This is a genomic window from Mucilaginibacter achroorhodeus (assembly GCF_007846095.1).
Lineage (GTDB): Bacteria > Bacteroidota > Bacteroidia > Sphingobacteriales > Sphingobacteriaceae > Mucilaginibacter > Mucilaginibacter achroorhodeus.
This window is the reverse complement of record NZ_VOEI01000004.1, coordinates 418,431-441,450: the sequence shown is the minus strand read 5'-3', so window position 1 is coordinate 441,450 and position 23,020 is coordinate 418,431. Positions and strand designations below refer to the sequence as shown.

Sequence of the window (23,020 nt, the reverse complement as noted above, 5' to 3'; positions counted from 1 at the left end):
TGAGATGAGGATAGAACCAAAAATAGTTGAGCAAAAAGAAGCGCGCGACGAGTTTGCCAAACTCACACCGCTACAGCAACGCAGCCGCAAGGCTGCCATTTGGCTCGCATTTGTGGGTGTGTTTGTTTGGGCAGCTAAAATTTTGTTCTTCTAAATTACTTGCCAATGCTTAATCAGGCGCAAAAAAGTAACCCGGTCATAAGCTTTTGCCGCAAATTGGTAACAGGCGAATTAAGTACGCCTACCATGATCCTTGTGTTTTTACCCTTAGCCGTGCTTATTGCAGTGGCTATAACTTTTGGGGGCATCATTGCCGCCGGGGCTATACTTGCATTAATCATAGGCGTGCCATTGGTCTTAGCCATCATTGCGTATCCAATATTTGGCATTGCGGTGTTTATGGTACTGGCATTTTTTATGAATTATATTTCTGAGCCCTTGCCGCCAGAAACGCCTACGGGTATTGTGCTTGATATTCTTACATATTTGCTCATCTTCGGTTTCCTGCTCAAATTTAAGTATGACCGCGACTGGAGCCATTTTCAAAATCCTATCAGTTACTGGATCTTGGCCTGGCTTGCATACAACTTTTTCGAAGCCATTAATCCGGCATCACCATCCATCCTGGCGTGGATCTACACAGTGCGTACCGTAGCATTTATTATGCTGATGTATTTTATTTTTTTATATCAGATACGCACTAAGAAGACCATCAAATTCCTTTTCAAGTTATGGCTGATACTGGCATTCCTTTCGGCATTATCGGGTTTCCAGCAGGAAAACATTGGCTTGCTTCCGATGGAGAAAGCCTGGTATGCACAAGATCCACTGCGTTTGAGCTTCCTTTATATTAACGGGCACCTTCGCAAGGTGGCCATATTTCCGGACCCGGTGACGTTCGCTTACAACATGGTGGTAGCTGCACTACTATGCCTGTGCTTGTTATTCACCAAAATCAAAACCTGGAAAAAGGTTGTATTGGGCTTAAGCATCCCATTCTTTTTCCTTGTGATGCTTTATTCGGGTACCCGTGGCGCTTTCGTTCTTCCGCCGGCGGCATTAGCTTTGCTGGCCGTTATGAACTATAATAAAAAGATTTTGATGATGGTAGGCGCTGCAGCGCTTGTTTTAGGTGCGCTTATTTTTATGCCTACCTCTAATCAATTCATCAAACGTTTCCAAACGGCTTTTCGCCCTTCGGACGACGCTTCATTCAATGTACGGGCAGAGAATCAGCGTAAGATAAAACCTTATATCCTTTCCCATCCTATTGGTGGTGGTTTGGGATCTGTTGGTATCTGGGGGCGCCGTTTTGCGCCAAATTCGTTCCTGGCAAAATTCCCGCCTGACAGCGGTTATGTACGCGTAGCTGTTGAAATGGGTTATGTAGGGTTGCTGCTATTTTGTGCGCTTATGTTTGTGATACTTAAAACGGGTATTAATAACTATTACCTCATTAAAGATCCTGAGCTAAAAATGTATTGCCTGGCTATGGTACTCATTATCTTTGTGTTTAATATTGGCAACTATCCACAGCAAGCTTTAGTTCAATATCCATCCAATATTTTATTCTATCTTGCCTGCGCGTTGCTAAGCGTTACTTTACGTTTAGATAAACAAGAACGTGAAAAAAGCGTTAACCAATCGACCCAAATAAACGCCTGATAAGCAGAGAAGATGTCATTATTATCAACCGTTAAATCAAACCCACGCTTAAAAAAGATCGTCCACTGGATGATAGTGGTGCCCGGGCGTGCCACGCCGCGGCTTTGGGTGCGATGGTTTGTAACGCCGTTTTTCCATCACAGGGGTAAGCACTCAAAAGTTAGTTTTAGTGCGCGCCTTGATGTTTTCCCTTTCAACAAATTTTCAATGGGCGAATACAGTGTGGTAGAAAGCTTCAGCGTTATCAATAATGGCGTTGGAGATATCATTATTGGCCACCACACAGGAATAGGCTTGCGTAATACACTCATTGGGCCGGTAACATTAGGCAATTATGTAACACTGGCACAAAATATCACCCTTTCCGGGTTGAACCATGGTTTTGAAGATGTGAACACCCCCATCCGTCTTCAAAAAGTGATCACCAAACAAATAACCGTTTGCGACGAAGTATGGATAGGATCAAACTGCGTTATTACAGCAGGTGTAACTATCGGTAAGCATGCTGTTATTGGTGCAGGCAGCGTAGTAACTAAAGATATCCCCGAGTACTGCGTTGCGTTGGGCAACCCCGCAAAAGTTATTAAAAAATATAATTTTGAAACCGGCAACTGGGACAGAGTTTAGCCGTATAACCTACATATGCCCGATTTAAGGAAGCTCGTTAACAAACATACCATTTCATTGGCAACCAGTGCCGCTATGCCTGTAATTGGTATGCTGGTACTATCGCTAATGGCGCATAACCTAACCGCTCCGGAATTTGGCAATTACATCTTTCTGCTTATAACCATCTTGCTGGCAGATACATTCAGGAACGGCTTTGTACAAACTTCCCTTATTAAGTTTTATGCAGGTACCAGTAAAAAGACAGCTGCAGAGGTGGCGGGCTCTGCCTGGTATGTGGGCATTATGCAAACGCTGGTTTTTGTTTCCATAGATGCTGTAGTTTACTTTATATACCGCAGCAAAAGCCCGGATACCGAAACAACTATACAATGGTTTGGTATTATTTATTTAAGCACGCTTCCGGGCGCTATCGCATCCTATTTACTGCAGGCCGAGGAAAAATTTGGCCGGATGTTGTTACTACAGGTCATTAATCAGGGCCTCTTCTTTATCTTCATTGTAACGTTGATCCTTCTGCACAAAATTAACTTTCAAACTGCTGTTTATGGCTATTTTGCTGCCAGTGCAATCACATCGGTATTCACAGTTTTAAATGGCTGGTCTAAGATCAAAACATTGCGTTTCCGAACAAAGGAAACTGCAAGTAAGCTGGCACACTTTGGTAAGTTTAGCGTGGGCACTTCAATTAGTTCTTACTTGCTGCGCAGCTCTGATACCTTTATAATTAAACTAATGTTTAACCCTGCCCTGCTGGCGGTATACTACATCCCGCAGAGGTTAATGGAGATATTTGAAATACCCATGCGTGCCGGTGTAGCCGTTGCTCTGCCAGAACTTTCTGCCGCTGTGCACAAAGGGAAGGAAGGCGAAGTAGCCAGTATTATGAAACGTTATGCAGGCATGCTTACCGTTACCCTGATACCTATTGCCATTGCTGCATTTTTGTTAGCTAAAATTGTTATCGAGATACTTTTTGGCACCAAGTATCATGAGACCGAAGCGGTAAATATATTCAGGTTATTTATGTGCTATGTTATGCTGATGCCTATCGATCGCTTCTTTGGCGTAACGCTTGATATCATCAACAAGCCGCATCTTAACATGCTTAAGGTTATTATAATGCTGATTGTGAACGTGGCCGGTGATTTTATTGGGATCTGGTTATTTCACAGCTTGTATGCAGTTGCAGTAGCATCGCTTTTCACATTCTTCTCAGGAGTGATATTTGGTTATTGGGCATTAAAAAAACATCTTAAATTTACCGTCAAAGATATTTTTAGTTTAGGTGTTCAGGAAATCAAAAGAGTTGTCAGCAACTTTCTTGAAAAATCAAAACCGGAACATAACAGCGTACAATAGCAAGCTTTTATATGGGTATCCTCATCACAGTATTATCAATAATTTTCACCCTCATATTCATCTATCTGGGTATCTACAGCTTGTACCTGTTTGTTTTTTCAGTATTAGGCAAGCTAATTAAAATAAAGCCACCACCGCCGGCTAATGGGCTCAGCAAATTCATTATTTACATTTGTGCCTACAAAGAGGATGAGATCATTCTTAATTCTGCAGCGCAGGCTTTAACAATCGATTATCCTAAAGATAAGTTTCATGTATGTGTTATTGCCGACTCCATGCAGCCTGAAACAGTCGAGAAGCTTAAGGCCATGCCTTTACAAGTGGTTGAAGTTGTGTTTGAGAGCAGTACCAAATCAAAGGCCCTGCATGCCGCCATTGCAGCCACCCATGAAGATTTTGATGCTGCCGTGGTTTTTGATATCGATAACATTGCAGCGCCGGATTACCTGCACCAGATCAACAACTATTTACATGATGGCAACCGTGTGATACAAGGACATCGCGTAGCCAAAAACACTGAAACGCCAGTGGCTATATTAGATGCCATTAGCGAAGAGATAAACAACCATATCTTCCGTAAGGCCCAGCAGGTATTTAAACTATCGGCAGCCATTATCGGATCGGGCATGGTACTGGAGTTTAAGCTGTTTAAGGAAACCATGGCACAAATAGATGCTGTTGGCGGCTTCGACAAAGAAATGGGCCTTGTGCTAACACGCCAGAAAATACATGTAAATTACGCCGACAAAGCGTACATATATGACGAAAAGGTAAGCAATCCGGAGGTATTTAAAAAGCAACGCCGCCGTTGGTTATCGGCGCAGTTCAACCTACTTAAAACTTACGGCGCAACCGGCTTAACGGAGCTATTTAAAAACGGCAATATTGATTATTTTAACGAGATATACCAGACCGCTATACTCCCCCGTATACTGATGCTGGGCCTGATGCCGTTTATGCTGATAATATCGTTGGTAATGCCCGGCATTGGCCCAAGCTGGCAGCTTTGGCTTACCGCTACCGTTTGCTGTTACATTGGTATATTAGTTGCAGTACCTGCAGAGTTCTTTAACAGCAAATTACTGGGAGCAGTAATGAGGATACCCCTGATCTTCTTTACAATGCTGGCTTTGTTATTTAAACTTAAAGGCGCTAACAAGAAATTTATTCATACGCCGCATAATCCGCAAGCTAAATAATTGCGCGGTTTATGCGATATGTGAGTTAAGGCGGGAACTTTTTTCCCCGCTTTTTGGTATTTAAAATTGCACAGTTGTACAGGGTTATCTAAATATGGGAGCAGACTTAAATAGTACTTCAACCGCCTATCCAAAAGAAAAAGCACTTTTTGATCTTTTTACAGATAGTGTAAACCGCTATCCTGATCATGTTGCGTTAACCTTTCACCAGGTTAGCTATACCTATAAAGAGCTTAACCAAATTGTGAACCGCCTTACCCGCGAGTTACTCAATAAGGGCGCAGGCAAAGGTATTGTTATCGGCCTGGCGCTCGATAGGTCTGCAGAGATGGTGATATCACTATTGGCCATTTTAAAAGCGGGCAGTATTTACGTCCCCCTCGACCCTGAATATCCAAAAGACCGCATTGAGTTTATGCTTGACGATTCATCGGCGAGCATTTTACTTACTTCGCAAAAATATAGTGGGCATTTTGCATCCAATACCCGCGAAGTGCTAATAGAAGATGCCCTTGAGGCTTCGGAAGACTACGCCGATAATGAACCTGAAAGAACGGTAAGCGGCGAAGACCTTGCTTATATACTTTATACATCAGGCTCTACCGGTAAGCCAAAAGGCGTGCAGATATTCCATCACAGTTTGGTGAATGTAATGCTAAGCTTTCAAAAACAGCCCGGTATTACTGCAACAGACCGTATGCTGGCTGTTGCTACCATATCTTTTGATATAGCCGGTATAGATCTTTATTTGCCGCTTTCTGTTGGTGCAGAGATCGTTTTGGCTGATTCTATTACTGCTAAAGATGGCCGTGCCTTGTTGGATATAATTCGCACGCAAGGCATAACTATATTGCAGGCAACCCCCTACACCTGGCGCATGATGCTTGAGGTAGGCTGGGAAGAATACTTACCGCTTAAGGTATTTACCGGTGGCGAAGCTTTGGCAAAAGACCTTGCCGAGCGGTTGATCCCGCGCAGTAAAGAGGTTTGGAATTTGTATGGCCCTACCGAGACCACCATCTACTCTATCATCAAGCATATTACTGATGCCAACGACATTACCATAGGCTGGCCGGTTGATAACACGCAGGTTTACATCCTTGATGAAGATAAAAATGATCTTGTAGATGGTGAGATCGGCGAGATCTACATTGGTGGCGTGGGGGTAGCTTTAGGATATCTTAACCGCCCGGAATTAAACGCCGAACGCTTTATCGATAATCCCTTTACGCCGGGCGAGAAAATTTACCGTACCGGCGACCTTGCCAAAATAAAACCCGATGGCGACATCGTTTATCTTGGCCGCATAGACCACCAGGTTAAAGTTCGCGGTTATCGAATCGAGCTTGGCGAAATTGAACATAACCTTGGCAAACAGGAAGACATCAAGCAGGCTGTTGTGATAGCCCGCGAAGATACGCCGGGCATACCGCGCCTGGTTGCTTACATCGTATTAAAATCCGGAGGATCAGGCGCACCTGATAAGGCAACCCTAAACAACTGGGACAAAGCATTATTAGAGGTGTTACCTGAATATATGGTACCTGATGATTACGTATTATTAGACACCATTCCATCCACCCCTAACGGAAAAATAGACCGCAAGGCACTGCCCAAACCTGATTACAGCCAGATAACCCGCGAAGGAGAATATGTTGCCCCACGCACCAGCAACGAAAAACTGGTTGCCGATATATGGGAAGAATTGATGGGCTTAGAGAAAGTGAGCGTGTTCGATAATTTCTTCCAATTAGGCGGCCGTTCGTTAATAGCTGTAAAAATTATGGCTCGCCTGGAAAAAGAAACAGGGAAACGTTTACCGCTTGCAACACTATTTGAATACTCAACGGTAGAGAAACTTGCCGCAAGATTGGAGATTGACGCATCTGCCATTACATGGGACTCTTTAGTGCCGATAAAACCGAAGGGTAGCAAGATGCCGCTTTATATTGTACACGGAGCGGGCCTGAATGTGTTACTATTCAACGCCCTGGCCATGAACATGGACGAAGAGCAACCCGTTTACGGCTTGCAGGCTAAAGGGCTAAACGGGGTTGACGAGCCCTTGGATGTTATGGAAGAAATAGCCGCCAATTACGTTGACGAGATCATCAACCATGACCCTGTTGGGCCCTACGCAGTTGCAGGTTATTCTTTAGGTGGGCTGATAGCATATGAGATGGCTAAACAAATGTTGGCTATGGGAAAGGATGTGCGGATGCTGGCTATGTTTGATACTTATGCAGATCAAACTCAAAAACTTGATTCGCCACTTAAGCGCTTTGTTGATAATACCTGGTTGCTGATAAAGCAAATAGCATACACACCTGTGCTGTTTTTTGAAGACCCTAAGCGTACGATCGAATATAAAAGCCGCGAGATTGGCAGAAGAATTGACAAAGCGTGGAAAAAAATATTCCCGTCAAAAGCTTTGGAAAAGAAAGGCTTTGATGCTTATACAAATGATATTCACGAGCGCAGCCTAACTGCACAAAAAAACTATCTGTTAACACCGGTTAACATTGCAATTGAACTCTTCAGGGCGCGAAAAAAAACATTCTACATGGCAGATTCGGAGTTCCTGGGTTGGAAACCCTATGCCCTCAAAGGAGTTAACGTACATGATATTCCCGGTGAGCACAACACTATTTTTGCGCCACCAAATGACCAAGAATTTGCGCAGGCCTTGCAAAAATGCTTAGACAAGGCAGCAGTAGGCGAAAAAAACACCAAAAGTTAAAAAAGCGGTTTACCGATTTCCCAGTGATGGCCAAATGGGTCGATGAAATGCCCGAGCCGGTATCCGTAATCCTGATCAGCAACCGGGTAAACGGTAGTTATACCTGCATCAACAGCTTGTTTGGCAACAGCATCAGGATCGGATACCATTAAGCCGATCCTCACGCTAACGCCGGTCTGTTTATCAGGTCCGGTCGTGCCGTTTTCGGGTGATTCATCCGCAACCACAAACAGTGCCTCATTTACTGCCAATACACCCACCGTGTGGCCTTCGGCCGTATTACCGGTTAATGCCTTCGCACCAAATGCCTGTTGATAAAAAGCTATTGCAACCAAGGCATTATTCACGGTGAGGGTTGGTAAAATATGCGCCTTAAAATTGTTTTCCATGATGTTTTAGCAGATTAGATTTGTTTCAAAAATATACGGCTAAAATTGCTTTGAACTCTTAAAAGTTTTAAATTCATGGCAATTTACCTTACCCTATATGAAAAACCTTGTTAGACTTGTCAGCTCCCGCAGAGGGCAGGTTATTATAGCAGTTTCCCTAATTTTAATAGCACTGGTTATCTTTTTTGCGCGTCGGCATAAGCACCAAAATCAAAAGGTTGATGCAGCTTTTAGCAAATATATAGAATCGTACACCACAGGCGTTATCTCCAAAAAAAGCACCATCCGAATAAAACTTTCCGGCGAGGTGCAGGTAGCACATGCGCAGAATGAAGAACTTAAGAATGATATTTTTGACTTTTCTCCATCTGTAAAGGGTAAAGCTTATTGGGTAGACGACAGGACCATCGAATTCAGGCCTGCCGAGGCACTTGATGCTAACGAAGATTATGCAGTTGATTTTGAGTTAGGTAAGGTAGTAAAAGTTGAAAACGGCTTTGAACATTTCAAATTCAACTTCCAAACAGTAAAGCCAGATTTTACCATCTCTTTTGCCGGTCTGCGCTCTGCTACGTCTACATGTACCGACAAGATGAAGCTGATAGGCACCATACAAACTGCTGACGTAGAAGACCCGGCCAAGGTTGAGAAACTGGTAAAGGTTAATTATTCAACGGCTACAAAAATCAGCTGGCAGCACAATGGTTTGGCAAAATCACACCAATTTACTGTTGATAATATTACACGTACCGAAAGTGCAACTCCCCTTTCCTTTAATTGGGATGGAGACGCTTTGGATATTGACAAGAAAGGAAAGCAGGATTATGAGGTGCCCGCCAAAGGTGACTTTAAAGTGTTGGAAGTGCGTCCCGTGCAGGATAACGACCAGTATGTATCCGTGCAGTTCTCTGACCCGATTTTAGTCGGCCAGGAACTGAATGGCCTTGTTGGCATTACCAATGTAGCTGATGCCGCATACACTATTGACGGCAGCGTGGTTAAGGTTTATGCGCCCGAGCGTTTGCAGGGTAACTACAATGTATTTGTAAACGAGGGCATTTACAGCATTAACCACCAAAAGATAAAAAAGGCTTACACGGCCAACGTATTCTTTGAGAATCGTTTGCCGCAGGTGATCATCCCCGGCAAAGGGGTTATCCTCCCCGACTCAGGTAAGTTAATGATGCCTTTTGAGGCGGTGAACCTGAACGCAGTTGACGTTAGCATTGTTAAGATCTACGAGAACAACGTTCCGCAATACTTTCAAAGTAATGGCTTTGATGGCGGTGTAGAGCTAAGGCAGGTGGGTAAACCTATTATACAAAAGACCATCAGGCTTGATGTAGACAAAGGCCTTAACCTTACCAAAAAAAACCGCTTTATGCTGGATGTTGACCAGTTGATGCGTGCAGAGCCCGGAGCCATTTATCGTGTGATCATTGGTTTTAGAAAGGAATATTCGCTTTACAACTGCGCCGCAGGAAAGTTAGTCGCTAAAAGTAATGATAACGGTTACGGAGACGACTACGAAGGTGGCGAATACGGCGGAAACAATACAGGCCGGGTAAATGACGAGGACGACGATTTTTGGCAACGCTATGATAACTATTACCCGGAAGGCTATAGCTGGGAAGACCGTGACGACCCATGTACCGAATCATACTTCACAAAAAACCGTTGGGCTACGCGTAATATCATTGCATCCAATATTGGTTTGATAGCCAAGCGCGGCAACGATAACACCATGACGGTTGCGGTAACCAACATCCTGAATGCCGAACCAATGGGTGGCGTTGATCTGGAACTGCTGGATTACCAAAAACAACTTATCCTTAAATCAAAATCAGACGGCGATGGCATGGCCACTTTCAACCTTAAGCGTAAACCATACCTGCTGGTTGCCAAAAAGGGTAACGAACGCGGTTATCTAAAGCTTGACGACGGAAGCTCTCTCCCACTGTCCCGTTTCAACGTAGGTGGGGAACAAGTACAGAACGGCCTTAAAGGTTTTATTTACGGCGAACGCGGCGTTTGGCGTCCCGGCGATTCAATCTTTGTATCCTTTATCCTGGAAGATAAACTTAAAACCCTGCCTGCAGACCATCCTGTGGAGTTTGAGTTGTACAACCCGAGCGGGCAACTCTATAAGAAAATAACCCGTACCAGTTCTGTGGATGGTTTTTACAGTTTTCATACTGCTACTGAAACCAGCTCGCCCACTGGTAATTGGAATGCTGTGGTAAAAATGGGCGGCGCATCTTTCCAAAAGAACATTAAGGTAGAAACCATCATGCCAAACAGGCTTAAGATAAAGCTGGACTTTGGCAATGTTAAAGAGCTAACTAAGAACGATGGTATTAACGGTACGCTAAGCGCTCAATGGCTTTTTGGTGGTGCCGCGCAAAACCTTAAAGCTAAGGTTGATGCATTCCTGTCATCCCAAAAAACAAACTTTAAAGGGTTTGAAGATTACAACTTTGATGATCCCACACTGGCGTTCAACACTCAAACTCAAACGGTTTTTGATGGTAAGCTTAACGAGAACGGCGTAGCGCAGGTAAATCCGGACATTAATGTTGAGAAACAAGCTCCCGGCCAATTGCGCGCGAATTTTGTGGTAAAAGTTTTCGAGGCTGGCGGTAACTTCAGCATACAGCAAGCCACCATGCCTTACAACGTCTACAGCGGCTACGTGGGTATTAAAACGCCTAAAGGCACCGACCTAAGCGGGATGCTGGTAACCGACAAAGACCACCAAATAGACATAGCCGATGTTGATGTGAAGGGTTCACCGTTAGCAGGCAGCCGCAATGTTGAGGTTGAATTATACAAGATACAATGGCGCTGGTGGTGGGACGAAACCGGTAACGAACTGAGTAATTTTACACAAGACCGTTATAACAAGCTTGTTAAAACAGATAATGTACAGTTAAACAACGGCAGAGGTAAATTGAACCTACGGATCAATAAAGCAGATTGGGGCCGTTACCTCATCCGTATTAAAGATCCTCAGACGGGTCACTCAACCGGCAAGATCATCTATGCAGACTGGCCAAACTGGTCTGAACGTTTGCAAAACACCGACCCTACTGAGGCGGCAATGCTATCGTTCACTTCAGATAAGCCAAACTATAAAGTGGGCGAAGAAGCTACCCTAACCATCCCTACAGGTGGCGACGGCAGGGCTTTAATTAGTTTTGAAAATGGCAGCAAGGTGCTCAAAACAACCTGGATAGATACCAAAAAAGGCGAAACCCGGTATAGCTTTAAGATAGACGAAACCATGGCGCCTAATGTTTTTGTGAACGTTACTCTGCTGCAGCGTCATGCGCAAACTGTTAACGACTTGCCTATCCGTATGTACGGTGCGATCCCTTTGGTGGTTGATGACCCTGCAACCGTACTGAAACCTGTAATCAGCATGCCTGATAAGATACGGCCGGAAACACCGTCTGCCATTACAATATCAGAAGCAAATGGTAAGGAAATGACCTACACAATCGCTATTGTTGATGAAGGTTTGCTCGACATTACTAACTACAAAACCCCTGACCCACATGAGGCATTTTACGCTCGTGAAGCTTTAGGCGTTAAAACATGGGACCTGTTTGATTACGTTATCGGTGCCTTTGGCGGCGGTTTAGAGCGTATTTTAAGTATTGGTGGTGATGGTACAAACGGCGTTAAAAAGGATGTTACGGTAAACCGGTTTAAACCTGTTGTGAAGTTTCTGGGGCCATTCCATTTGGGGGCAGGCGATAAACAAACCACCAAATTTACACTGCCGCAATACGTAGGCTCGGTTAAAGCGATAGTTATTGCCGGCCATGGCGGTGCTTATGGCTCTGCAGAAAAAGCAGTAGCCGTTAAAAAGCCGCTGATGATATTGGCAACGCTTCCGCGTGTGTTGGGTCCGTCAGAAAAGATACAATTGCCGGTTACTGTCTTTGCGATGGAGACCAATATTAAAACGGTTACCGTTCAGGTACAATCCAACGCATTCAGCAACTTAGCCGGTAATAACATTAAAACGGTAAGATTTGCCAAACCCGGCGACCAACTGGTAACATTTGATCTCGACGTTAAAGATTTTGTTGGTGTTGGCAAGGTGAAGATAATTGCGAAAGCAGGCGGAGAAACCGCCGCATACGATGTGGAGTTGAACGTGCGAAACCCAAACCCGCCGGTAACGCGCATTTTTGAAAAGGAACTTACATCGGGTGCTGCTTACGGTGCTATCTACAGCGCTATCGGTATTAACGGCACCAATAAAGCCACTTTGGAGGTATCGAGCATACCATCACTTAACCTGGCTAAACGCCTTAACTACCTCATCACCTATCCGCATGGTTGTGTTGAGCAAACAACTTCATCAGGTTTTCCGCAGTTATATCTGAACGACTTGCTTGATCTTACGCCTCGCCAAAAAGCGGAAACGGAGCGTAACATTAAATCTACTATTGCTCGGTTAAATGGCTTCCGCGTGGCGGGTGGTGGTTTAAGCTACTGGCCTGATGGCGGTAATGCCGATGAATGGGGAACAAATTATGCCGGCCACTTCCTGATACTGGCCCAAATCAAAGGATACAGTCTGCCATCGGGTATGCTGGACGACTGGAAACGCTACCAAAAACAAAAGGCATTAGATTGGTCGCCAAACCCAAATAACAATATACATGGCGGTTACTATTACACCGACCTGGTGCAGGCCTACCGACTATACCTGCTGGCTTTAGCGGGCTCGCCGGAGTTAGGCGCCATGAACCGGTTAAGGGAATACAACTACCTAAGTACTGAAGGCCGCTGGAGGCTCGCGGCAGCTTACAAACTGGCTGGCCAGCCGGAGGTTGCCTTACGGCTGATAGCCAGGCTGCCAACTACCGTTAAGCCATATAACAGCATGTACGGCACCTACGGCAGCGACCTGCGCGATGAGGCTATGATATTAGAAACTCTTACCCTGCTCGGGCAGCAGCAACGCGCAGCGGGTTTAGTACGAACGGTAGCAGCCAAACTATCACAAGATAGTTGGTATAGCACCCAAACCACTGCCTATTCGCTTATTGCTATAGCGCAATACTGCGGCGTTAACAAAAATGGCGGCAAGGTGCAATTCACTTATGATGCGGGTAACAGTAAAGGCAATATCAATGCTAAATCTTACATATGGCAGCAGGAGCTTACGCCTAATGGTGGTAAATTCTCACTAAAGAATACAGGCAATAACCGGCTTTATGTAAGGTTGATACAGCAAGGGCAACCATCATCCGGCCAGGATGTAAAAACTTATGTGAATCCAGATGTGCTGGATAAGAAAGTGGCCTATTTCTCTTTAGCAGGTAAACTCATTGACCCAACCTCTTTGAAACAAGGGACTGATTTTGTTGCGCAGGTGACCATCAAAAATCCGGGCAAACGTGGCCGTTACGATAACCTGGCGCTTACGCAGATATTCCCATCAGGCTGGGAGATATTGAACAGCCGTATGCTCAATAATGACGAAGCGTTTAAATCCTCGCCATCAGATTACCGCGACATACGAGATGACAGGGTGAACACCTATTTTAGCCTCCCAGAAGGTAAGGAAGTGGTTTACTACGTAATGCTTAATGCTGCCTACGCAGGAAAATATTACCTGCCCGCAACATACACCGAGGCTATGTATGACCACAACATAAATGCACTGATACCGGGCAAATGGGTTGAGGTAGTGAAGTAATGTATTGGATATGGGAGATTAGTTGATTGGAGAAAGCGTTGTCAAAATGAATATATCAGAGTTTGTCATTGCGAGCGATAGCGCGGCAACCTTAAAGGACAAGTTGCAACATGTATATTAACCATTATTGCGTTTATATAGTTACTAATACGTCTAATAATGTTTTGTATACTGGCGTTACAAGTGATCTAAAAAATCGTGTATTAGAACATAAGTTGAAAACCAATGCTGGTTTTAGCGCAAAATATCAGTGCAATAAATTAGTATACTTTGAAACTTTTTAATGGATTGATGATGCGATTGCAAGAGAAAAACAAATAAAAGCCGGATCAAGAAAAAAGAAAATTGCCTTGGTCCGTAACGATAACCCTGATTGGAAAGATCTGAGTGATGACTGGTATGATTAGAGCACGTTATTCCTCTTCTATGAGATTGCCACGCTATCGCTCGCAATGACATATACTAATAGAAGAGGCCTTGCAGTTTGCAAGGCCTCTTCTATTATAAAAAAAGTAATTGATTACTTAGCCGGTGTTATCACAATATTCCTGTAATCGATTGGGCCATGGTCGCCCTGTAATAGAAGTGGACCTGGTTCGCCTTCGTTGCTGTCAAGCGCGCCGCCGGTGATGCCAGGGATAACCTGGCGGCAAATTACTTCTTGTCCGTTAGCTACAATGGTAACCACACGGCCAACCAATGTAATGTCGTACGTTTGCCATTCGCCTGCATTTTTAGCCATCATCCGGTTTGGCTGCATAAAGCCGTATATAGAGCTAAATTGGTTCATAAGCGGCTCGGGCTCGCCGGTTTTGGTATCGATAACCTGTGTTTCATAACGTCCGCGCAAGTAAACACCGCTGTTACTTCCTTTCTCGTAACGGAACTCGATGTGTAGTTTAAAATCCTTGAACTTTTGATCGGTTATCAGGTTGGCCCCCGATTTTTTGCTGCGGAGGATGCCATTCTCTACTATCCATTGGTTTGGCCTGCCATCAGTATGCCAACCCTTTGTATTTTTACCATTGAACACCTTTATGGGTTTGCCCCAAACCGGTGCCTTGGTTGGCAGCATGGCAGGTGCACGTACGCCTGTAAAGCTGTAGCTTTTGCCATCGGTGTAAATCATGGTACCTTTTATAGAATTACCGGCAGCCTCGAACTCAAAATCCATATTGCGGTCTCCCGGCTCCCACTGTGGCGGGATGGAAAAGCTGTATTTGCCATTTGCTAATTTCACCTCAGATATTGGCCTTGCGCTGCCGAAAGCGTAAGTAAAGCGACCGATAAGCGTATGCGTACCTGATTTTTGAACCTCTAACCATGATGGTTGTGATTTGCCATCTTTCTCCATGGTGATATCCCAGCGGCCGATAACGTCAGGATCTTTTTTCATCTCCTGCGCAGATACGCTTTGTTGTAAAGAAAACACAGCCAATGCAAGTATAGCTGCACGACTGATAAGTTTGTGTATACGTGATTGTTTATTCATAATTGGTGGTTAAGATTTTAAAGCTACGAATTATTTCATAATCACGTCGCTGGTAAAGCATCATGCAGCTATCTAACTTTTTATCAACCGTTGTATCTCATCAAGCTTCATCAAAGCTTCAACCGGGGTTAGGGTATTTACATCGAGGTTGTTCAGCGTGTCACGGATCTTTACCAATACCGGGTCATCTATCGAGAACATTTGCATTTGCACAGCCTGCTTTTGCACTTTACGGATGCTTTCTTTAATGTGTTCGCCGCCGGTACGCTCGTTCTCCAGCTTCTTCAATATCTCATTGGCGCGACTTAATACTTTCTGTGGCATACCTGCAAGTTTGGCCACGTGGATACCGAAACTGTGCTCACTGCCGCCAGGTACCAGTTTACGCAAGAAGATGATCTGCTGTCCAACTTCCTTTACCGAAACGTTATAATTTTTAATGCGATTGAAGCTGTTGCTCAGCTCGTTTAACTCGTGGTAGTGCGTAGCAAAAAGTGTTTTTGCTTTTGCAGCGGGATGATTATGTAAGAACTCGGCAATGGCCCATGCAATGGAAATACCATCGTATGTTGAAGTACCCCTGCCTATCTCATCCAAAAGGATCAAGCTCCTGTCGCTTAAGTTGTTGAGGATGCTGGCCGTTTCATTCATTTCCACCATAAAGGTTGATTCGCCTGATGAAAGGTTATCCGATGCACCCACGCGGGTAAATATTTTATCAACCAAACCAACCGATGCAGCCTTAGCCGGCACAAAGCAACCCATTTGCGCCATAAGCACAATAAGGCCGGTTTGCCTTAACAATGCCGACTTACCCGCCATGTTAGGGCCCGTGATAATGATGATCTGCTGCGATTCTGAATCAAGGAAAACATCATTAGTGATATATTCCTCGCCCAAAGGCAAATTCTTTTCTATTACCGGGTGGCGGCCGCCTTTAATATCCAGCACACGGCTATCGTTCACGTTTGGTTTAACGTAGTAATTTTTGATGGAGATGGTGGCAAAGTTCAGTAATACATCCAAACGGGCAATCAATGAGGCGTTAAGTTGTATAGGTTTGATGTATTCGGCAAGCGTATAAAGCAGATCGTTATACAGCTTGGTTTCCAAAGCCAGGATCTTCTCTTCGGCACCTAATATTTGTTCTTCGTATTCCTTTAATTCCGGCGTAATGTAACGCTCGGCGTTGACCAGCGTTTGCTTACGGATCCAATCCGCAGGCACCTTATCGCGATGACTGTGGGTAACCTCAAGGTAATAGCCAAACACATTATTGAACGATACCTTGAGTGATGGGATGCCGGTTGCCTCTGCCTCGCGTTTTTGTATCTCCAGTAAATATCCCTTACCCCCAAAAGCGATCTTACGCAAACGGTCCAGTTCTTCACTGATGCCGTCATTCATCACCATGCCCTTTACCATCATTACCGGTGGTTCGGGGTGCAGTTCGCGCGCTATTTTCTCACAAATCGACGTGCATGGATTCAGCTGGTCGCCTATTGCTTTGAGCGGCTCACTTAATGATGATTCTGCCGTTTTCTTAATGCTTTCAATTGCCAGTAATGCCTTTTTAAGCTGGCAAACCTCGCGTGGATTGGCCTTTTGCAAACCGATCTTTGAGATCAGCCTTTCCAGATCACCGATCTGGCGGATCTGATTTTGCAGTTCTTCGCGCAGTTCTTCTTCAGCAATCAGATATTCAACAACGCCTAACCTATCCTGTATCGGCTTTATTTCCTTAAGGGGCATCACAATCCACCTGCGCAACATACGAGCGCCCATGGGCGAACAGGTGTTATCCAACACATCAACCAAGGTTGTAGCGTTCTCATTTGCAGAACCCACCAGTTCAAGGTTGCGGATACTGAACCTATCCAGCCATAAATAACGGTCTTCCTCGATCCTACTGATGGCTGATATGTGCTGCAGGTTGCGATGCTCTGTTTCGTTAAGGTAATGAAGCGCTACACCAGCAGCTACAATCCCCAAACCCAATTTATCAATGCCGAACCCCTTAAGTGATTTTACGCCAAAGTGTTTGAGCAAGGTTTCATTGGCGTAATCGCCGCTGTAAGGCCACTCATCAAGCATGTAGGTGTAAAAGCGGTCGCCGAAGTAACCGTTGAAATCACCTTTACGACTTTTGGGGAATATGACTTCACTGGGCGAATAGCTTTGCAACAATTTATCGATGTAATTGCTGTTACCCTGTGCGGTTAAAAATTCACCAGTAGAAATATCTATCAGCGCAATGCCGATGCTGTTTTTTTCGAAGTATAACGAAGCAAGGTAATTATTGCTCTTCTGCTGCAGAATGTTATCGCTAACCGCCACGCCGGGGGTAACCAGTTCGGTAACACCGCGTTTAACAATTCCCTTAACAGATTTTGGATCTTCCAACTGATCGCAGATAGCTACGCGTTGACCTGCGCGAACGAGCTTCGGCAGATAAGTTTCAAGCGAGTGGTGCGGGAAACCGGCCAGCTCTATATGCGATGCAGCACCATTGGCGCGGCGGGTAAGCGTAATACCCAAAATACCCGAAGCCTTGATGGCATCGGCACCAAAGGTCTCATAAAAATCACCCACACGAAAAAGCAATAATGCACCGGGATATTTCGCCTTTATGGCGTTGTATTGCTGCATTAACGGCGTTTCTTTGGTATCGCTCTTAGCCAATTTGTCCTCGCTTTTATTAATCCGCTAATTTAATTTATTGCCTGCTGATAAAGCGGATTGTGGAAAAGTTAAAGGGATGTGGAGAGTTGGCCTGAAGCGTCATTGCGAGCGATAGCGTGGCAATCTCTTTAGGATTAGTTCTCCGTTAGGAATGACAGTGATTTACGATCATTAGTGGATGTACTTTTTCTTTTTCCGCAAAAGAAAAAGTACCAAAAAGAAAACTCGCGACTTGGTAACGCGCTACTACGTTTATGCTATTGCAATGCCTGTGCTACCCGCACGTTACACTATGTCGCATCTTTCGGTAGCATCGGGTTACTGCTCTTACTTTTCCCTGTCAGCAAAAAAGCTTTGGGTGAAAGCTGGCAGAACGATGGCGGACTTGTGTGGGCTAAGAGGCATGGCACTACGTGCCTAAGCGGGAAAATGCACCTACTCTTTCACCCCCAACACCTCATAGGCATTCTTCAATGCATCATCAGATGTAAAATACTTCTTAATGATCTTCTCCTGCAGGTCTTTATCCGTTACGGCGGTGCGGAAAGTATTAAGCATCAGGCTGTAATCTGCGTGGTCTGAACCGGTGGCTATCATGGCTTTAAGCCATTTCCACATCACTGGTTCACCCATTTCTTTTTCGATAGCTAAAAGTAACACCGGCGTGTAATAGTACAGGTAATATTCGCGGTTGCCGTAATCTTTATCAGACACTACTTTTGAAAATGGTTGATATTTATGCAGATATTTAAGACTGTGTACCTTGTTCTGCAGATTTTCATTGTACACGGCTTCACCCTCTAAATGCTTAGTAAGATTAAACGCTAAGTACTCGGCAAAGCCTTCTTCAATGGCATGGCCAAACTCATTGCCGGGCTTTAACAATGTACCAAAGTAATAATGCGCCAGTTCGTGCGCCATGGTCTTTTTAGGCATACCGCTGTTTTTATCATCAAACATAGCATGCAGGCCATACCGCCCGGCTCCTACGTTAAAAGTTGTGGGTGCCGAAAAAAAAGAAAAAGCCCATTGTGCGGAATCAGCCACGGGTGTGGTTTGTACGAAAGCAAGATTGCCTTTAAAAGGTGTGCCAAAGTTTTTAGTGTAGTACGATTGGTAGGAACCCGCCAGATCAAATAACTTCTGCTCCTGCTGCGCGGTCATATCCGAATTGATAAGCCATACACCTTTATTTTGCTTTGCCTTAACGTCGCCACAGTACATAGACATCTCTTGCGTGGCATCGCTTTTAAAGCTACCTTTTGTCCCTCTCACCGGCTGGCTGCCGTTCAAAAAAAGCAGGCTGCAATCGTTACAGGTAATGTTGATATTGTACTTTACTTCTGCGTAACGGGTTCTTGTAGCTTTATCATACAATACAGGGTACCACGCCGCCTGCATTCCTTCGGCCCTTACCGAGTAACCGTTAAAGGCTATGTTGCCCCGCCAGTCCTGGCCCATGTAACCGCTCAGCGAATCAGCAATTACAGGGTACATGCCCGCATATTTTATCTCCAGTTCCTCAGGCAGATAACGCGCCGGGTTACCCGTGTTCTCGTGCAGGTAATACGCCTTGGTCTCGTCAGACTGGATACTGTCTTTGGTATCCATATCGTAGTACAAAGGCTGTTTGCTTCGTTTCAGGTCTTTAAAGTAATGGATGTTCATACCTGAATTAAGCCTGATGACGTAATCTTTTACATCTGGCAGGTCGGTCACTATGAGGTCGCAGGCAATAGTGCCTTTTTTTATTGAAATATTTACATTACCTGTAATCAGAGGTGATTTTTCCTGGGCATTTGTAAATAGTGGCAACAACAATATAGATGCGCTAAGTAATTTTTTTAGGCTAAGCATGTAAAGGGTATTGGTAACCCTAATTTAATGTTTGCCAAGCAGTTTTTACAGGTGTTTGTAAATTGTTACAGAACGCAATGCTTTGATGAGTATACTTACCATTCTTGTAGAATGTTCATCCGCTCCGACCATTTGATCACAGATGGTAGCTACACTAAAGCAATCTCTATCAGCGTAAATTACCATATAAAACGCAAAGAGCACAAAGGTAATTCCTTTGTGCTCTCCGTAAAATATTGTTGTATTGGCCTTATCTTTTGACTTCTGACTTTTGACTTTTGACTTCTGCTAAAGCAGGTTTCAGTTCTTTATTCCTTCTTAATATCGACATAAAGAACCCGATGACCATGATAATGGTACCCGCCCACAAAAAGTTGATGTAAGGGAACTCAACGGCCTTCATTACAATAAATTTCTTCTTGCTTTCAGGCTGTTGGTAAACCAGAATTTCAACTTTGCCTTTATCCGGGATGATCTTTGAGAAACGCAGCTTTAAACCAGCTTCTTCCAGTTTTTTACCAAAATCAAAAACATTACGGCCCTTTATCAGGTAAACCGGTTCTGTTGTGTAGGTTTTCCCCTGGGTTATAACTTCAAGCTGTGCGCCAACGGCAACATCCTTATCACTCAGCGGGATGTCCTTAACTTTCACCTGTTTGTTCAGGCTTTTTAGTATGATCTTGCCATCGCGGTACGGGATAGTATCACCAACGGCAACTTCATGGGCAACCGGTGCATCGTAGTTTTTATCATCGTCGGCCTCGGGATGGTCGGCGTGGTTTTCTTCCTGCTTAGGTTCGGCACTTATCACGTTGGTCATGGTGATGTGCGTGTATAAATCGCGGAACAGGTAATGCTTGGTATCCGGAGATGACGACATACCACCTTGAGATTGTATTACGTTTGGCCTCAATCTGAATTTCTCAGTCACCTTACCATCTTTCACTCGTTCATAATCGATATTGAACAAGTGCTGAGCGCCTTCTATGGTATCACCTTTAAAGGTTACGTTATACTCGCCCATTTTGATAGGCTGATTAAGGTAAAGCAGCAGGTTTTCCTTTGGATTCTCCTCTTTGTAAGATTCGGCAATGTGCTCTTCGCCCTGTTCGTTTATAGATACTACTTTTTTAGTACCTGCAGCTATCAGCGCGCCTACCAAAAGTAAACCAAAACCGATGTGTGATACGGCAGACCCGGCAAGTTTGTATTTACCTTTAAACGCGTCAGACAGTATTTTACCATTAGCAAAAACACTATACAACGATGCAAACATCACCAGCCAGAACACGAAGCTAAGTTTATACAGCCCGGTTGCATAGATAATTAACGCAGCTACCAACGCAGCAAATACGAGGTAAACGCCGGTAGTAATAAAGAAGCGCGTTATATCGGTTTTCTTGTATTTAAGGAACTGCGTGATACCTGTAAGCAATGCGATCACCACGGCAAATGATCCCTGAAAAACGTTGTATTGTTTGATAGATTCTGTTGGCGGCGCCCATTTGGTGCCAAACATCAGGTTCCAAACCGGCAGTGATGTTACTACCACCAATTGCAGGCATGATAGGCAAAGGAATACCGCACCTACAAACATCCAGAACTCGCGCGAATAAGTGTCCTCATCCTTTTTGGTGATGGGCATTTCTTTCCAGCGGCTTACCAGCAGGTAAACCATTATGATGAAGAATATAGCCATACCGATAACCAACTGCCAGAACAGGCCAAGGTCGGTAAATGCGTGTACAGATGTTTCGCCCAGCACACCACTACGTGCCAGGAACGATGAATACCATTCGATAACGAAAGCCAGCAGTGTTAAAAATGCTGCCGTAAAATATGAATGACCACTGTTTTTAAATACGATAAGTACGTGTACCGCAGCCACCATGATCAACCAAGGGAAGATAGATGCATTCTCTACCGGGTCCCAAGCCCAAAAGCCATCGAAGTTCAATGATTCATAAGCCCAGAAAGAACCCATAATAACACCTGTGCCCAATATCATACAGGCAAACAAAGCGTAAGGTATTGCAGCCGGAACCCACTCCTTAAAACGTCTTTGCCATAAACCGGCAACGGCAAATGCAAACGGCACTACCAGAGACGCCACGCCAAGGAACAACACCGGCGGGTGGATGATCATCCAGTAGTTTTGAAGCGAAGGGTTCATGCCCTTGCCGTCTTTTATAAAATCGAGATAGTTAGCGTTTTTAAATATCGGTGCATCGGCCATGGCATCGCGCAGCAATAAAAACGGTGAGCTGCCGATATGTGCACTGCCTATCTGCAGGCCTAATATCATGGTACCTAAAACCGCTTGCGATAGCGCCATGATAGCCATAGCTGGCTTTTCCCAACTTTTGGCGCGCCATATTAGTACATTACCTAAAACCGCTCCCCAAAACATCCATAGCAAAAAGCCACCCTCCTGCCCGTTCCAAAAACCGGAAATTAAATAATAGGTAGGTAAGGTTTTAGAAGTGTACGACCAGGCGTAATGGTACTCGAAATAATGGTTGTAAAGAATGTAGAACAAACAAACACCCATACCAATGATAGATACAGTGTTTAACCAGTAGCCTATACGACCCATGCGCAACCACGATTTATCGCTGCTGGCAGCAGTTTCGGTAGTGGCAAAGTAGTAACAGATGAATGAAAAAAGTGCTGAACCGAATGCAAGTACAATAAAAAACTGGCCTAAACTACCCGGAAAAAGGTGTTCGCCCTGATAAGCTATCTCCATTAAAAACTATTTATATGCTGGCGCTTTGCGTTTTAGACTCAGCAACGTTCAATTTATCGTCGGTATATTTAGATGGGCATTTCATCAGGATCTTTGAGGCATGAAACTCTTTGCCTTTCATAGAACCGGTCAGTACAATTTGTTCCGAACGCTCAAAATCCTGTGGTTTGGTACCACTGAACACCACCTTACACTCCTCACCTTTATTATCTTTCATATAGAAAGAAAAGTAGTTAGCATCTTTAGTAGCATCATAATACAAAGCTTTGGTTTTGTTAAGATGGCCTACAACATGTAGTTCAGCGTCAGCTTTACGGGCATCGTTAAAAGAGCCGTAAGTACTTGTGTTTGAATAGGTGCTTATGATAACAGCTATCGCAATAGCAATAGTTACTATACCGAAGATTGCGCTTTTTTTCATTGTTTATACAACTGCACAGAACAGTTTTGCAAAAATACAAAACGCAAAGCTAATAATGTTTATTACAAGGGATATTGCTTATTTAGAATTGTTATAGATTGCATAGGTAAAATGTGAT

General features: G+C 44.3%; 15 protein-coding genes. 9 read left to right on the top strand and 6 right to left on the bottom strand.

What is annotated here, in order from left to right:
- Positions 1–4 precede the first annotated feature (4 nt).
- From FPZ42_RS19220 to FPZ42_RS13720, 6 genes are all read left to right on the top strand, one after another.
- Complete coding sequence (locus FPZ42_RS19220; RefSeq protein ID WP_186458773.1) at positions 5–154, top strand: hypothetical protein; 150 nt, start codon at positions 5–7, stop codon at positions 152–154.
- Positions 155–165: 11 nt separating this feature from the next.
- A complete protein-coding gene (locus FPZ42_RS13740; protein WP_146272215.1) occupies positions 166–1,665 on the top strand; it encodes an O-antigen ligase family protein in 1,500 nt (499 codons plus the stop codon).
- Positions 1,666–1,677: 12 nt separating this feature from the next.
- Positions 1,678–2,292, top strand: coding sequence for an acyltransferase (locus FPZ42_RS19460; protein ID WP_146272214.1), 615 nt, complete (start codon positions 1,678–1,680; stop codon positions 2,290–2,292).
- Between the two features lie 15 nt (positions 2,293–2,307).
- Positions 2,308–3,654: a lipopolysaccharide biosynthesis protein gene (locus FPZ42_RS13730; protein ID WP_146272213.1), complete on the top strand. Its 1,347-nt coding sequence runs from the start codon at positions 2,308–2,310 to the stop codon at positions 3,652–3,654.
- 11 nt (positions 3,655–3,665) lie between these two features.
- Positions 3,666–4,853, top strand: coding sequence for a glycosyltransferase (locus FPZ42_RS13725; protein WP_146272212.1), 1,188 nt, complete (start codon positions 3,666–3,668; stop codon positions 4,851–4,853).
- Between the two features lie 94 nt (positions 4,854–4,947).
- Positions 4,948–7,593 carry a non-ribosomal peptide synthetase gene (locus tag FPZ42_RS13720; RefSeq protein ID WP_146272211.1) on the top strand — a complete coding sequence of 882 codons (2,646 nt, stop codon included), beginning with the start codon at positions 4,948–4,950 and terminating at the stop codon, positions 7,591–7,593.
- On the opposite strand, the gene FPZ42_RS13715 is transcribed toward FPZ42_RS13720, so the two are convergent.
- On the bottom strand, positions 7,590–7,982 hold the full coding sequence (locus tag FPZ42_RS13715; RefSeq protein WP_146272210.1) for a VOC family protein: 393 nt from the start codon (positions 7,980–7,982) through the stop codon (positions 7,590–7,592). The two genes, FPZ42_RS13720 and FPZ42_RS13715, sit on opposite strands and share 4 nt — an antisense overlap.
- 97 nt (positions 7,983–8,079) lie before the next feature.
- Between FPZ42_RS13715 and FPZ42_RS13710 the strand changes: the two genes are divergently transcribed.
- Complete coding sequence (locus tag FPZ42_RS13710) at positions 8,080–13,701, top strand: alpha-2-macroglobulin family protein (protein ID WP_146272209.1); 5,622 nt, start codon at positions 8,080–8,082, stop codon at positions 13,699–13,701.
- A gap of 110 nt (positions 13,702–13,811) precedes the next feature.
- The gene (locus tag FPZ42_RS19405) at positions 13,812–13,985 is read left to right on the top strand and encodes a GIY-YIG nuclease family protein (RefSeq protein ID WP_261382293.1); all 174 of its coding nucleotides are present in this window, start codon (positions 13,812–13,814) and stop codon (positions 13,983–13,985) included.
- A gap of 236 nt (positions 13,986–14,221) precedes the next feature.
- On the opposite strand, the gene FPZ42_RS13700 is transcribed toward FPZ42_RS19405, so the two are convergent.
- Together FPZ42_RS13700 and mutS are read right to left on the bottom strand one after the other, a co-directional pair.
- Positions 14,222–15,193, bottom strand: a complete 972-nt coding sequence (locus tag FPZ42_RS13700; protein WP_146272208.1) for a 3-keto-disaccharide hydrolase — start codon at positions 15,191–15,193, stop codon at positions 14,222–14,224.
- A 72-nt stretch (positions 15,194–15,265) separates the two neighbouring features.
- On the bottom strand, positions 15,266–17,875 hold the full coding sequence (mutS, locus tag FPZ42_RS13695) for a DNA mismatch repair protein MutS (protein WP_146272207.1): 2,610 nt from the start codon (positions 17,873–17,875) through the stop codon (positions 15,266–15,268).
- Between the two features lie 178 nt (positions 17,876–18,053).
- Between mutS and FPZ42_RS13690 the strand changes: the two genes are divergently transcribed.
- On the top strand, positions 18,054–18,296 hold the full coding sequence (locus FPZ42_RS13690) for a hypothetical protein (protein ID WP_146272206.1): 243 nt from the start codon (positions 18,054–18,056) through the stop codon (positions 18,294–18,296).
- Positions 18,297–18,310: 14 nt separating this feature from the next.
- Here FPZ42_RS13690 and FPZ42_RS13685 read toward each other — a convergent pair whose 3' ends face one another.
- The 3 genes from FPZ42_RS13685 to FPZ42_RS13675 form a co-directional block, all read right to left on the bottom strand.
- Entirely contained in the window at positions 18,311–19,732 is a 1,422-nt protein-coding gene (locus tag FPZ42_RS13685) for a hypothetical protein (protein ID WP_146272205.1), read from the bottom strand.
- 250 nt (positions 19,733–19,982) lie between these two features.
- Positions 19,983–22,481, bottom strand: a complete 2,499-nt coding sequence (ccsA, locus tag FPZ42_RS13680; RefSeq protein ID WP_146272204.1) for a cytochrome c biogenesis protein CcsA — start codon at positions 22,479–22,481, stop codon at positions 19,983–19,985.
- Positions 22,482–22,491: 10 nt separating this feature from the next.
- Positions 22,492–22,902, bottom strand: coding sequence for a cytochrome c maturation protein CcmE domain-containing protein (locus FPZ42_RS13675; protein ID WP_146272203.1), 411 nt, complete (start codon positions 22,900–22,902; stop codon positions 22,492–22,494).
- Positions 22,903–23,020: the final 118 nt, after the last annotated feature.